This is a genomic window from Streptomyces sp. NPDC056479, assembly GCF_042795335.1.
Lineage (GTDB): Bacteria > Actinomycetota > Actinomycetes > Streptomycetales > Streptomycetaceae > Streptomyces.
In genome coordinates this window covers 900,553-915,768 of record NZ_JBHTRZ010000002.1, presented here as the reverse complement: position 1 = coordinate 915,768, position 15,216 = coordinate 900,553, and the positions used below count along the sequence as shown (strand labels likewise).

5 protein-coding genes are annotated in these 15,216 nt (G+C 71.7%); all 5 read right to left on the bottom strand.

Translation table 11 applies throughout. The features are described from left to right. Positions 1–89: 89 nt before the first annotated feature. Complete coding sequence (locus ACFQ6S_RS10310; RefSeq protein WP_383405807.1) at positions 90–1,562, bottom strand: tryptophan 7-halogenase; 1,473 nt, start codon at positions 1,560–1,562, stop codon at positions 90–92. Positions 1,563–1,614: 52 nt separating this feature from the next. Then, the gene (locus ACFQ6S_RS10305) at positions 1,615–9,381 is read right to left on the bottom strand and encodes an SDR family NAD(P)-dependent oxidoreductase (protein ID WP_383405804.1); all 7,767 of its coding nucleotides are present in this window, start codon (positions 9,379–9,381) and stop codon (positions 1,615–1,617) included. A 96-nt stretch (positions 9,382–9,477) separates the two neighbouring features. Then, positions 9,478–12,927 (bottom strand): beta-galactosidase, encoded by a 3,450-nt coding sequence (locus ACFQ6S_RS10300; protein WP_383405801.1) that lies wholly within the window; start codon positions 12,925–12,927, stop codon positions 9,478–9,480. Then, positions 12,927–13,901, bottom strand: a complete 975-nt coding sequence (locus ACFQ6S_RS10295) for a carbohydrate ABC transporter permease (protein ID WP_383405798.1) — start codon at positions 13,899–13,901, stop codon at positions 12,927–12,929. Before ACFQ6S_RS10295 ends, ACFQ6S_RS10300 begins: the two co-directional genes overlap by 1 nt. Before the next feature lie 6 nt (positions 13,902–13,907). After that, a complete protein-coding gene (locus ACFQ6S_RS10290; RefSeq protein WP_383405795.1) occupies positions 13,908–15,197 on the bottom strand; it encodes an ABC transporter substrate-binding protein in 1,290 nt (429 codons plus the stop codon). Positions 15,198–15,216: the final 19 nt, after the last annotated feature.

Here is a 15,216-nt window from a genome sequence, read left to right as displayed (position 1 = left end):
GACGACTCGAACCCTAGGAAGAGAAGCGCCGGCGACGGTCCTGACGAATGTCAGGTTGCGCGTCCGGCCTCCGGGGCCGGCTCAGCGCTTCATCGTGCGACCCAGGACAAGCCGTCCGCCGTGACCTTGAGCGCGTCGGGGGCGGCCGGGGCCGAGTCGTCGAGGGGGCCGCCGTACAGGGCCTGCTCCTGGAGGTCGTTGCCGGTGCGGAAGGTGTCGGAGACGACCCGGGTGGACAGCAGCGGGTTCACACGGTCCTCGCCGGTCGCCAATCGGTCCACCGCGCCCTCCAGTTCGGCCGCCGCGGCACTCCAGTGGGCGCCGAGCGGTCCGGTCGGGGCCACGGCCTCGTCGCCGGACGCCACTCCACCGGCCAGTTCGGCGAAGGCGGCGGCCTCGTCGACATCCACCCGGGTGACCTTCTTCGCCGACCAGAAGTACGAGCGCTCGTTGCGCTCCATGTCGTAGAAGGCGATGAGGAACTCGTAGAACACGCCGTACTCACGGCGGTAGCGCGCCTCGAACTCGGCGAAGCCGCGTTCCTCGGGGACGCTGCCGTCCAGGGCGGAGTTCACCGCGCGGGCCGCCAACAGGGCACCGTAGGTGGCCAGATGGACGCCGGAGGAGAGCACCGGGTCCACGAAGCACGCGGCGTCACCGACCAGCGCCATGCCCGGTGTCCACAGCGACTTCTTCCAGTAGGAGTAGTCCTTGCGCACCCGCACCCGGTCGTACGGCGGCTCGGTCGCGACCGGTACGTCCGTCAGCAGCCGGTCGACCTCCGGACAGGCCTTGATCATGTCCTGCCAGGCGGCACGCGGGTCCTGCTGAACGGCCGCGTAGTGCTCGGGCGCGATCACGGCGCCGACGCTGGTCAGATCGTCACGCAGCGGGATGTACCAGAGCCAGCCGGCGTCGAACGCGGCGCAGAAGATGTTGCCGCTGTTCGGCTCGGGGAGCCGGCGGCCGCCCGCGTAGTAGCCGAACACGGCGAGGTTGCGGAAGAAGTCGGAGTACACCCGCGCTCCGCCGACCTGGCCGTGGATGCGGCTGGTGTTGCCGGAGGCGTCGATGACGAACCGGGCGTGCGCCGTGCGCGTGGTCCCGTCCGGGTCGGTGTACTCGACACCGCGCACCCGCCCGTCCCCGGTGACCACACGGCGCACGGGGCTGCCCTCACGGACCTCGACGTCCACGCGCTCGGCGTTGCGCAGCAGGATCTCGTCGAACCGGGAGCGCTCCACCTGGAAGGCGGTCGCGGTGGGCTCGGGCAGCCGGGGTGTCATGGAGAAGGAGAACTGCCAGGGCTCCGGATCCCGGCCCCAGCGCAGCGTGCCGCCGCGTTTGAGGGTGAAGCCGGCCCGGGCGACCTCGTCGGCGACTCCGAGGATGCGGCACAGGCCCTGGACGGTGGCCGGCAGCAGCGACTCGCCGATCTGGTACCGGGGGAAGGTCTCCCGCTCCAGCAGGAGCACCCGGTGCCCCCGCAGGGCCACGGCGGTCGCGGCGGTCGAGCCGGCCGGCCCACCGCCCACGACGACGAGGTCGTAGTCCGAGGTCATCGAAGGACTCCTGTTCCGGTGTGCGGACACCTGGTCGGATGTGGCTGTGCGATCACCTGGTCAGCCAGGCGCGGATCGCCGCGGCCGTGGCGTCGGCGTCGCGTTGAAGGACGGAGTGGTGGTCGCCGGGGAGGTCCGCGCTGTCGTGCGGCAGCGGCCACTGCGGCTCCCAGTCCCGGTCGGGGGCTAGTCGCCGCATGTGCGGGGTGGGCCGGCCGCGGAGCAACAGGGTCGGGACCGGTGACGGTTCGGGCCGCCAGTTCTCGAGCACGCGCGCGTAGCCGCCCCCGGCGATCAGCAGGGAGTCGTCCAACTGGTCGACGAAGTCGTCCGGAAGGGCCTCGCCGGCGGACATCAGGGCCAGCCCGCGAGGGTCGTCGCGGCGCAGCAGTCCGGCGTGGGAGTCGACCAGGACGACGCCGGCCGGCGGCTGCCCCGTCCGCGCGAGATGGCCGGCCAGGGCGTGCGCGACCACACCGCCTGCGCAGTGGCCGACCAGGACGGGCGCCGCGTGCGTGGGCAGGGAGCGCACGGTGCCGGCGTGTGCCCGCACCAGCGTGGCCATGCTGTCCGGTACGGCACGGCGCGTTCCGAATCCGGGGTGTTCCAGCAGGAAGAGGTCGCGTTCGCCCTCGAACTCCTCGGCCAGAGCGGTGGGTACGCGCTGGTACGGCGACAGGTAGTCCGGGATGAACACCACCGGGGTGCCGCCGCCCTGCGCGAGCCGGGCCGGCGGGACCGCGTACGGGCCGCTCTCGCCCTCGCCGAAGGCCGGCAGCGCGTACGACCCGAGGAAGCGCAGCGCCATGGCCTCCAGCGGTCCCTTCTCGCGCAGCACTTGGTGATAGAGGGCGCTGAACCGGTACGGCGACCGACCGGCCTCGGAAGTGGTGTCGGACCCGGCCTGCGGCGAGGGCGAAACCGGTCCGTCCTGAGGCAGCCCGTCCGCGTCGGCCAGAGCCGTGAGGACGTGCGCGGCCAACTCGGGCAGCCGGGGGTACTCCAGCACGACGGTCGGCGACAGTCGTACGCACGTGTACTGGCTGAGCCGGTTGCGGACCTGTACGGCGGTCAGCGAATCGAAGCCGAGCTCGGTGAAGGACCGTTCGGCCGGCAGCTCGGCGGCATCGGTGAAGCCCAGCACCGCGGCGACCTCGGTGCGGATCAGCCCCGCCAGCACGGTCTCGCGTTCGTGCGCGGCGACGGCGGCGAGCCGCTCACGCCACGCGCCGGGCGCCTGCCCGACGGGCGGAGTGTCGGTGACGGGCGCCGCCTGTTCGGCTCGGACCGCAGGCTGCGGCAGGAGGTCCGCCAGGACGGGCGGCGCGGACGGTCCTGCCGCTGCGGCGAGATCCAGCGGGATCGGCACCAGCACCGGTTCCGGAACGCGCATCGCCGCGTCGAGGAGGCAGACGCCCTCCTGCTCGGTGACGGGCAGGACGCCGCCCTCGCCGAGCCGGTCGGGCGCGACACGGGCCGCCATCCCTTCGTCGCCAGCGGTGGACCAGGGACCCCAGGCCAGCGCCTGCGCGGGCAGTCCGTGGGCCACGCGATGCCGGGCGAGCGCGTCGAGGAACCCGTTCGCCGCCGCGTAGTTGGACTGGCCCGGCCGGCCGAGGACACCGGCGGCCGAGGAGTACAGCACGAAGGCGGACAGACCGAGGTCCCTCGTCGACTCGTGCAGGTGCCAGGCACCGTCCGCTTTCGGCGCGAGCACGGTCGCGAGCCGCTCAGCGGTCATCGTGTCCACCACACCGTCGTCCACGACCCCGGCAAGGTGGAAGACGGCGGTGGGCGCCGGACGGCAGGACGCGATCAGGGCGTCGACGGCCGTGCGGTCACTCACATCGCACGCCTCCACGCGCACCTTGGCGGGCAGATCGCCCGCCCAGTCCGGGATCCGGCCGCCACGGCCGGTCAGCAGCAGATGCCGTACACCGCGCTCGGCGACCAGATACCGGGCGAGGCTCGCGCCGAGCGCGCCGGTGCCGCCGGTGACGATCACCGTGCCCTCGGGGTCCAGGCCGGGCGGCTCGGTGGTCGGCGGATCCGCGGGGACCAGCCGCGGCACCAGGGCGACACCGTCGCGCAGGGCGACCTGTGGGGCGCCGGTCCGCAGTGCCGTCTCCAACTCCGCCGCCGAAGCGGGCACTCCACGCTCGTCGACCAGCGCGATCCGGCCGGGGTGCTCGGACTGGGCACTGCGCACAAGTCCCGCGACCGCGGCCTGGGCGAGGTCCGGGTCGTCGGCGGTGGCATCGTGGGTGAGCACCAGCAGGCGGCCGGGCCGCGCGTCGGCGGTCCAGTCGCGTATCCGCTCCAGCACGGCGGTGAGAACGCCGCGAGCGCGTTCGGGCTGGGAGGCGTCCTCGGGCAGGGCGGCGGCGAGGCGGGCCACGTCGAGCAGCTCGTGCTCGGGGCTCGCGTCCCGGACCGATGCCGCGGGCCGCCAGGCCAGCCGGTACGTCTCGGCGGGAGTGTCAAGCCCCTTGGATGGCAAAGGAGTTGGGATCACGCGGGTGACCACGGACTCCACGGCTGCCAGAGGGCGACCGGCCGGATCGGTGAGGGAGACCCGGAACTCGTCGGCGCCGAGCCGCCGTACGACGGCCCGGGCGGCGGACGCACCGGTGGCGTGCACCGTCACTCCGGTGCAGGCGAGCGGGGCCCGGGGCTCGCTCGGTCGCTCGCCCGGCACCTCGGCCAGCAGCGCGGCGTGCAACGCCGCATCGAACAGCGCGGGGTGCAGCGTGTACGAGCTCGCGGTCGCCGCTTCCCCGGGCGACAGCGCCAGTTCGGCGAAGACCTCGTCGTCCCGGCGCCACAGCGCGGTCACCGCGCGGAAGGCGGGCCCGTAGTGATGGCCGTGCGCGGCGAGCCGTGCGTAGTCGACCGGGATCCGCTCGGCACCCGCGGGCGGCCAGACGCCGGGCGGGTCGCTGGGCGGATCTGCGGGTGGGGCAAGGGTCGCCGTGGCATGGCGGTTCCATGCGCCCGTGGCGCCGACCGCGCGGGCCCAGACGGTGACCGGTCGGTCGCCGCTCGCGTCCGGAGCACCGGCCACCACCTGAACCTGCGTCCCATCCGCCGGGGACAGCACGAGCGGCTCGTGGAGGGCCAGTTCGGCCAGCCGGACGGGGCCCGGGGTGCCGGTGGCTCGGAAGGCCAGCTCCGCGTAGAGCGTCGCGGGCACCACCACCCGGTCGCCGATCGTGTGGTCGGCGAGCCAAGGGTGGCGGGTGTTGGACAGTACGGCGGTGTGCCGGATCCCCGGCCCGTCGGCATCGGGCTGCGGCTTCCCCAGCAGGGGATGACCGGACGGGCTCCGGTGCCGGACGCCGTCCAGCCAGTAACGCTGCCGCTGGAAGGGATACGTCGGCAGAGGGCGCCGTCGGGCACCGCTGCCCGCGTACACCGACCGCCAGTCCACCGGCACCCCGTGCACATGCAGCGCGGCCAGCCCTTCGAGTGCCGTACGCGCGTCGGCGCCCGAGGCGAACACCGCGCCGGCGTCAGGAGCGACACATTCCTCGGCTGCCATGCCGAGCGAGGCGGAGGGTCCGGCCTCGACGAACGCCGTGACGCCGACGTCGGCCAAGTGGCCCACGGCGTCGGCGAATCGGACCGTCTCACGGGCCTGCCGAACCCAGTGGTCGGCGGTGCCGAGCGCGTCCGGCTCGGGGCGTCCGGTCAGCGTGGACACCACCGGAACGGAAGGCCGGTGGTAGGTCACCGACTCGGCGACCGCACGGTACTCGGCGAGCATCGGGTCCAGCAGCGGCGAGTGGAAGGCATGGCTCACCCGCAGCCGACGGGACGGCCGGCCGATCCGCGCGGCCAGTGCCGTCACCGCGTCCTCGTCACCGGAGAGCACCACCGACGCCGGACCGTTGACCGCGGCGACCGCGACCCGTCCGGGCACCTCGTCGAGTCGGCGCGTCACCTCGGCCAGTGATGCGCGGACCGCGATCATCGCGCCGCCGATGGGCAGGGCCGCCATCAACCGCCCACGGGCGGCGACCAGTCGCACCGCGTCGGCGCGGGAGAACACCCCGGCGATATGGGCCGCGGCCAGTTCACCGATCGAGTGACCGACGAGGTGGTCCGCCCGCACCCCGCACTCGGCGAGGAGGGTGTGCAGGGCGACCGCGTGGGCGAACAGCGCGGGCTGCGCGTAGTCGGTGCGGTTCAGCAGGTCGTCGTCGGCGGCGTCGATGACCTCCGCCAAAGGCCGGTCGAGCCATGGTGTGAACTCCTCGCACAGCCCGGTGAACGCGGCGTCGAAGACGGGGAAGGCGGCGCGCAGTTCGCGACCCATCCCGGACCGCTGGGCGCCCTGGCCCGAGCAGAGCAGCGCCACCTTCGGGCGCGTGCGTGCGGTGCCCCGCAGCAGCGCCCGACCCTCGCCACCGGCGGCCAGGTCGCGCAGCCCGGCGAGCAGGCCCTCGGCATCGGTGGCCAGGACGGCCGCCCTGTGGGACAGCGGGGCCCTGGTGGTCGCGAGGGAGAATGCGGTGTCCAGCGCTGCGGAAGCGTTGGGTACGTCGGTGAGCGCGGTCGCCAGTTGCGCGGCTCGGGCACGCAGGCCGGCCTCGTTGGTGGCACCCACGAGCCAGGGGGTGATCGGCAGCGGGGGCGGCGACCCGCTGAGGGTGCGGTCCATTCCGGCAATGGAGCCGGCACCCGCCTCGACGCCCGAGTCGATCGCCGACGGCTCCTCGATGATCACGTGGGCGTTCGTACCGCCGATGCCGAACGACGAGATCGCCGCGCGTCGCGGGCCGTCCCGCCGGGGCCAGGGCCGCGCCCGGTCGAGCAGCCGTAGCGCTCCTGAGGACCAGTCGATGTGCGGCGACGGCCGCTCCGCGTACAGCGAGGCGGGCAGTTCGCCGTGGCGCATCGCCTCGATCATCTTGATCACGCCGGCCACGCCCGCCGCGGCCTGGGTGTGCCCGAGGTTGGACTTGACGGAGCCCAGCCACACCGGGTCGGCCGGGTCGCGGTCCTGTCCGTAGGTGGCCAGCAGGGCGCCGGCCTCGATCGGGTCGCCGAGCGCGGTCCCGGTGCCATGTCCCTCCACCGCGTCGACGTCGGCCGCCCGCAGACCCGCGTCGGCCAGCGTCAGCCGGATCAGTTCCCGCTGCGCCTCTCCGCTGGGGGCGGTCAGGCCGTTCGACGCGCCGTCCGAGTTCACGGCCGACCCGCGCAGCACGGCGAGCACCGGATGGCCGTTGCGCCGGGCGTCGGAGAGTTTCTCCAGCAGCACCAGACCGACGCCCTCGCCCCAGGCCGTGCCGTCCGCGCCGGCGGCGAACGACCGGCAGCGGCCGTCCGGCGACAGACCGCGCCGACGGCTGAACGCGATGAACGGCTGCGGACTCGACAGCACCGTCACCCCGCCGGCCAGCGCGAGCGAACACTCCCCGGCCCGCAGCGACTTGGCGGCCAGATCCATCGCGACCAGCGAGGACGAACAGGCCGTGTCCAAGGTCATGACCGGGCCGCGCAGCCCCAGCACGTAGGCGACCCGGCCGGAGGCCACACTGCCCGACGACCCGATGCCGATGTGCGACTCCAGCTCGTGCGGGGTGACCCCGGTGCCGTAGCCGACGTGCATCAACCCGACGAACACGCCGGTGCTGGTGCCGCGCAGGTCCGGTGCGGGGATGCCCGCACGTTCCAGCGTCTCCCAGGCGACCTCCAGCAGCAGGCGTTGCTGCGGGTCGGTGGCCAGGGCCTCGCGGGGCGACATGCCGAAGAACAGCGGGTCGAAGTCCGCCACGTCGTCGAGGAATCCGCCTCGGCGGGTGTACGTGGTGCCGATCCGGTCGGGGTCGGGATGGTGGAGGGAGGCGAGGTCCCAGCCCCGGTCGGTGGGGAAGTCGCCGGTGGCGTCCACCCCGTCGGCCGCCAGGCGCCAGAGGTCCTCGGGTGAACTCACCCCGCCCGGGTAACGGCAGCCCACGGCCACGATCGCGATCGGCTCGGCCTCCGGACCGCGCCGCGGCATCGCCGTCGCGGGCGCGGCCGTCCCGTGCAGCCGGGTGTCCATGTAGGCGGCGACGGAGGCCGGGTCGGGATGGTCCCAGACAAGCGTGGCCGGCAGCCGCAGTCCGGTGCGCACGCTGAGCCGGTGCCACAGCGTCATCGCGTCCATGGAGGTCAGACCGAGATCGGCGAACGCGGAGCCGGGATCGGCGGCGGTCCCACGGATAGAGGCGGTCTCCGCGCACACCAGGTCGGTGAGGGCGGCCCGCCGCTCGCCGGGCGTCCGGCCCGCGAGATCGTCGAGCATGGGCTCGGCCGGGCGCCCGGCAAGTGCCTCGCGCAGCAGGGCCCGGCGCGGCTTGCCCGCGGCGGTGCGCGGAACGGCCGGTGTGAACAGGACCTCGTCGGGCACCTTGTGCGCGGACAGCACCACGGCACACGCCCGCAGCAGACCCGCCGGATCGAGTGCCGGCTCCGCGGGCACCACGAAGGCCACCGGAACCTCGCCCAGCAGCGGATGGGGACGCGCCACTACGGCCGCGTCGCGCACTCCGGGCAGACCGCGCAGCACTCGCTCGACCTCGGCCGGGTCGACGTTCTCGCCGCCGCGCACGATCCGGTCGTTCACCCGGCCGGTGACGGTCAGACAGCCTTGCTCGTCGAGACGCCCCAGGTCACCTGTGCGGTACCAGCCGTCGCGTACGGCATCCGCGGTCTCCTCGGGCCGGTTGTGGTAGCCGAGCATGACGCCGGGCCCGCGTACCCAGATCTCACCTTCCGCGTCGGTGATGTCCCGTCCGCTCTCCGGATCGACCAGCCGGATCTCCATGCCGGGCAGCGGTGTCCCGCTGCCGCCGCGCGCCTTCGGCCCGCCCGGAGCTTCCATGGCGATCTTGCCGCAGGTCTCGGTGCTGCCGTAGCCGTCCAGGAGCGGGGCACCGAACCGTGTTTCGACCCGTTCCCGCAGGTCCGGGTCGCTGGGCGCGCCCGCGGTGACGCAGAACCGCAGCGAGGGCACGGTACCGAGGCCGGCGTCGAGCAACTGCCCGTAGGTGAGGGGTACACCGGCCAGAACGGTCGGCGCGTACTCGTCGATCAGCCGGACCAGTGCGGCCGGCTCGGGTGTCGCGGTGATCCGCGCGCTCGCCCCGGCCAGGGTGGTGCCCAGTACGCAGAGCGACTGGGCGTAGGTGTGGGCGAGCGGCAGGGGCCACAGCACCCGGTCCGCCGCCGACAGCCCGAGTCGGGGCCGATAGCAGGCGACCGAGGACCAGAGTGCGGACCGCTGGCTGGACACCGCGCCCCGAGGGGTGCCGGAGGTTCCGGACGTGTAGAGCAGCCACGCCGGTTCGTCCAGGCCGAGGTCGTCGGGGGGCGGGGACGACGGTTCGGTGGCGAGAACCTCGAAGCGCGCCGCGCCATCCGGCAGCGGTCCCTCGCCGGTCACCACCAGCCGGAGCGAGCGGCCGGCGGTCAGCCGGGCGATCCGTGGCAGGTTCCGCCGGTCGGTGACCAGCACGGCCGGATCGCAGTCGGCCAACAGCTCCGCGAGCTCCGCGTCGGTACCGCGAGACCGCAACGGCACCCCCACCGCGGCTGCCCGCACGGTGGCGAGGAGCCCCTCGACCAGCTCCACGCCGTCGTCCAGACAGAAGGCCACCCTGGCACCACGGCCGACCTCCAGCCGCACCGCCAACCGGCCGGTCCGGCGCTCCAGTTCACCCCAGCTCACCGTGCGCCGGTCGTCGGTGAACGCGGGCTTGTCGCCCTGGCGTAAGGAGTTCTCGACGAGCAACTCCGGTACGGGCCGCACCTCGAACGCTTCCGCCATCCCCACCCGACATCCCCCTCGGTCGTACGTCCGTACAGGCTCGGTCTGTTGATCAGCGTACGGCGCGCGACCGGCACGCAGTCGGGAACGGGACGCTCATTCCGCCCCCGCCCCCGCCCACGCCCCCACCCACACCGTCCGTACCTCCGGAGCCCCCCGCCCCTCGATGCCCTGCACGAGCAAGGTCAGGCCCGGCCAACCCGGCGGTACCCAGAGCGAGTCGGGATCCCCGCCCGAGAAGGCGGGCCGGTCGCCGGCCCAGATGCGGCCCACGCACTCCCCGCCGGCCCATCCGGTCACCCGTACCTGCGTGGCGTCCAGCCGGACCAGCCGGCCGTCCGGGGACGCCGGCAGATCGACGTCGAGCCATGCCTCCTCTCCCGGTTCGAGCGCCAGCGGGAGCCGTACCTCCTCCGTACGGCCGGACCGGGCGGCGAACCTGGTCAGCAGCTCGTCGTCCTGTGCCGCGCACGACCAGTCCCTCACGGCGTCGAGCGCGAGCAGTTCGGCGCGCAGGCCGGGACCGCTCGGGTGGTGCGGGAGGGTGAGCGCGACCTGGTGGGTGCCGGCGGGGAGCAGCAGCCAGGGGTTCTCGGTGTGGACGGTCGTCGGTTCGCCGTCGTCGACGCTCACCCGGAGTGGTTCGACGACCCCTCGCAGACGCAGGGCGGACGGAGTGGGGGAGTGGACCGTACGGGTATAGGTGACCGGCACCGCGACGCGCGTGCTGCTCCAGCCGCCGAGCACACGGACCGGTGCCGGGGCGCCCGCCCAGTGTCCGTGCACGGTCCACAGCGCCGACACGTCCGTCGTCTCCCGCACCTTCCACAGGGTGCCGAGGCCGCGCAGCGCGCCGAGCCGGAGTGCGGGCAGCCGGGCGTCGTCGAAGTTGGCGTGGCCCCAGATCTCCACCTTCGCCTCGATCGCGACGCTGCCCGTCACATCCCGCACGTCGATGCGCCGTGCCGCGCCGAACCCGGCGATCGGCGGGTGCGTGCGCCCCCCGACGGACAGGTCGACGATGTCCGCCGCGCCGGTGAGCAGCAGCTCGTCGACGTCCGTCAGATCCGTGCTGGTCCGGTAGACGCCACGCCCCCGGTACACGCCGAGCGACTCCAGCGTCGGCGGCAGCGCGTGCACCCCGGCCGGCTGCTCGGGGGCCGTCTCGCAGCGTCGGCGCACCTCTTGCACGGCGGTCGGCGCGGCCTTGGCGGGCCGGTGCGGGGCGTCGGTCAACCGCACCGTGCCGTCCGGTGCGACCGACCGCAGTCGTGCGGCCTCCGCCGACGGCAGCACGACGACGGTCACTCCCGCCACGGTCCTCCGCTCGGACACCGGGATCTCGGCCCGTTGCCCGTCCAGTACGACGGTGACCGGCACGTCGGAGGAGAAGACCAGCGTCCCGTCCGTCCGCGCCACGAGGTCTGCCGAGGCGAGGTCCAGGACGGTGTCGGCGAGCGGCACGTCCAGCGCCATCAGGGGGCACGATCCCGGAGCGACCGCGACCGGCACACCTCGGACGACCGCCGTGCCGGGGTTCTCGCCGAGATGCGGTACGGCCACCAGCAGGCCGCCCTCGGGAAGGGCGAGTGCCGACGGCTCCGAACTCGTCGGGAAGTCGCAGCTGAGCTCGGTGTACGACAGCGTTGTCGCCAGGGCCAGTTGGGAACCCCATGTCTCCACGAGCCGTGCGAACACCTGCGCCTCGGCGTACTCCGGCCGCTCCTCGCCGGTCGACGTGACGTATCCGCCGAAGTCGTAGCCATGGCTCATGAAATTGCCGGGGCTACCCCAGTTTCCGCTCGACGGGGTGTACCCGAAGTTCCAGCCGGACGACTGGAGATACGGCGCGATCAGCTTGGCGCCGCTCGCCAGCAGCCGCCGTAGTGTCCGATGGCGGCGGTTGGTCTCGGTGACCAGCAGTGGCACACCGCGCTCCGCGACCAGAGCGGCATAGCGGCGCACCTCGGCCTCGATGTCCGGGGAGTCGTCGTCCGGATAGAAGTTGCAGGCCGGTACGACATCGTCGGCATCACCCGTGGCGCCCGCGAGGTCGCCCTGGCCGGAGCAGGCGATCAGCGGGACCGTGATGCCGTGCCCGAGTGCCGCCTCACGCAAGGCGGTCAGGTAGCCCGTCCGGTCCGCGCAGTCGAAGAAGTCCAGCTCGTTCTCCAACTGCACCATGACGACGGGACCGTTCGCCGGATACTGTCGCTCGGCCAGCAACGGCAGCACCTGGTCGAACCACTCGGTGACCCGCTCCAGATAGCGCGGCTCGTTCTGGCGAACCCCCAACTCCGCGTCGAGACCGAGCCAGGCGGGCAGCGCGCCGCCGTCCCACTCGGAGCAGATGTACGGACCCGGCCGTGCGATGACGTACAGGCCCGCCTCCTGCGCCAGGTCCAGGAATGCCGCGACGTCCCGCCGGCCCTCGAACGACCAGCGGCCGGGCGCCAACTCGTGGAAGTTCCACGGCAGATAGACGTCGACGCAGGTGTATCCCGAGGCCCGCACCTGGTCGAGCCGCTCGCGCCACTGCTCCCGGGGCAGACGGAAGTAGAACAGCGAGGCGCACAGCAGGGTGCTCGGGCGGCCGTCGATCCACACGCCCCGGCCGTCGAGGCGGACGGCTTCGATGGTCTCCGTACGGTTCACTTCACTCCCGCGCTTCCGCCGCTGATGTCCATTTCGTAGAGGTACTTCTGGCCCAGGTAGTAGATGACGATCATCGGAGCCGCGAGCAGGATCGAGCCGACCATGACCAGGTTCCACGGCGGTGCCTGCATCGCCGCCGAAGTGCTGGTGATGTACTGCACGCCCAGGGCGAGGCATCTTCGACTCGTCGTTGAGATAGATCAGGGGCCCCATGAAGTCGCCCCAGGTGTGGGTGAGCGTGAAGATGCCGATGGCGATCAGCACCGGCCGCAGCATCGGGAACATGATCCGGCGGTAGATGCCGAAGAAGCCCAGACCGTCCACCATGGCGGCCTCGTCGAGCTGGCTGGGCAGCCGGGAGACGAACTGGCGGACCAGGAAGATGTTGAAGGCGTTGGAGAAGAAGTTCGGCACGATCAGCGGCAGGAAGGTGTTCACCCAGCCCAGGTCCCGGAAGAGGATGAACTGGGGGATCATCGTGATCTGCGTCGGGATCATCATCGTCGCGAGGACGACGAGGAACATCGTGCTCTTGCCGGGGGCCCGCAGCCGCGCGAACGCGTAGCCGACGAGGCCGCTGGAGAGCACCTGCCCCACGACCGAGAACAGCGAGATGATCACCGAGTTGAGCAGGAAGGTGCCCATCGGCAGCTCGGTGCCGAACACCCGGGAGAAGTTCTCCCAGTGGAACTCGCGCGGGATGATCGTGAACGTGTTGGCGTTCACGGTGGCGTCGCTCGACAGCGCGATCGAGCCGACGAACACCAGCGGCGTCGACAGGATCGCCGCCACGATGATCAAGGTGCCGTACGTGAACGGGGTCGCGCGGAACGCCCGTACGGCGGAGGTCTGTTGGCCGTCCTGGCGTACCGATGTCACCACAGTGGCCATCACTTCACCTCGGTTTCGTAGAACACCCAGCGTCGGGTCGTACGGAAGGCGATGACCGTGAAGACGAGGATCACGGCGAACAACAGCCATGAGATCGCCGACGCGTACCCCATGTGGTAGAAGCCGAAGGCCTGGTCGAACAGCAGCGGCACCATCGTCTGCGCCGAGTCGTAGGCTCCGCGGTTGCTCTTCGGGGTCAGGATGTACACCTGCGCGAACACCTGGAACGCGTTGATCAGCCCCATGATCAGGTTGAAGAAGATGATGGGCGTCAGATGGGGCAGCGTGATGCTCCAGAACTGCCGCACCGAGCCCGCCCCGTCGACCTCGGCGGCCTCGTACAGCTCACGCGGGATGCCCTTCATCGCGGCGAGCAACAGCACGGTCGCGCTGCCCGCGCCCCACGCCGACATCAGGATCAGCGCGGGCTTGACCCAGGGGCCGTCGATCAGCCATGACGGGCCCGAGATACCGAACAGGCCGAGGAAGTCGTTGACCGGGCCGGACGGGGCGAGCACCATCTTGAAGATCATCGCGGTGGCGACCAGCGGCACCAGCGTCGGCAGATAGATCAGGGTGCGGAACAACTTGCGGGCCCGGACCTGCTTGTTGAGCAGGTTCGCCAGCCACAGGCCGAGCACCAGACCGAGCGGGACCGAGATCGCGGCGTAGTAGAAGGTGTTCCAGAGCGCCTTCCAGAACGCGGGATCCTCGGTCAGGAGCGTGGTGTAGTTCTCGAGGCCGACCCACTTGGGTGGGGTGAAGGAGTCCCAGTCCGTCAGGGAGTAGTAGATCGACGCGATCATCGGTCCGAGCAGGAAGACCAGGAAGCCGATCACCCACGGCGAGACGAACAGGTAGAAGGAGAGCGCCTCACGGCGCCGCCGCTTCGAGAGCCGCGGTTTCCTGGATGACGTGCGCTTCTTCGCGGCCGGCGGGGCGGTCGGCGTGGTCGAGGCCGTCGTGGTCGCCATCGCCGGTCATCCCGCGGACTTGATGAGGGACTCGAGGTTCTTCTGAAGCGCGGTCAGCACCTTCTTGGCGCTCCGCTCCTTGCCGAGCCAGAAGTCGGCGAGCCCGCTCTCGATGGCCGCCTGCATCTCGTTCCACTCGGGGATGAATGGCGCCCGGAAGACGAACTCGCTCGACTCGGCGAACACCCCCATGTCCACCTGCGTCTTCATCCACTCGGGCTTGAGGAACGCCTCGCTCTTCTGTACCTCCAGGCTGGCCGGTACGTCCTCGCCGGAGGAGATGATCACCTTCTGTGCCTCGGGTGAGGTGAGGAAGTCGATCGCCTTGAACGCGTTGTCGGCCTGCTTGGAGCTGCGGGAGACGGCGAGGCCGCTGCCGAACGCCGACACCGCCTGCTTCTCGCCTCGCCACATCGGCGCGATGTCCCACGCGAACTTCGTCGTGGTCAGACCGGCGATGGCCCAGAACCCGGTGGCATTGACGGCGACCTTCTGGTTGGCGAAGGCCTGGTCGCCGCCGATGTCGGCACCCATGTCCGCGTAGTCCTTCGCGCTGGGCACGACCTTGTGCTTGAAGACCAGGTCGCCGGCCCACTGCAGGGCCTCGACCGCCTCGTCGCTGTCCACCGCGGGTCTGCCGTTGTCGTCGATGATGGCGCCGCCGTTCTGGTAGACGAAGCTCCACCACTGCGGCCACCAGCCGGCACCGCCGTAGCCCCACTGCTTGCCGGGGACGGTCAGCTCCTTGAACGCGTCCAGCGCGTCGTCCCAAGTCCACTCCGCGGTGGGCGCCTTGATGCCCTTCTTCTCGAACAGCTCCTTGTTGTAGTAGACGATCATCGCGCCGGACCGGTCCGGTATCGCGAAGAGCTCGTCCTGGTACGTGTAGATGGAGCCGACCGAGCCGAACCGCTGCTCGGTGTCGAGGCCGGCCTTCTTGGCGAGATCGTCGAGCGGCAGCAACTGGCTCTTGCTGGAGTACGTGTTGACGCTCTCGGCGACCTGCATGATGTCCGGCCCGTTGCCGCCGGCGATCATCGTCTGGACCTTCTGCGGGTACGAGTCGCTCGGGATCAGCTGGAGCTTGACCTTCAGCTCCGGGAACTTCTTCACCAGCAGGTCGATGCGGGCCTGGTACGCCTTGCGGTCGGCGTCGCCGCCCCACACCGTCATCACGAGCGGCCCCCCGCTGGATCCGCTGCTGGAGGATCCGCACGCGGTGAGGGTCACGACACCGGCCGCGACCCCGAGACCGAGGAAACCCCGTCGGGACATCTGAAGCTTGTCAACAGGCATGGCTGTACCCCTAGTCGGC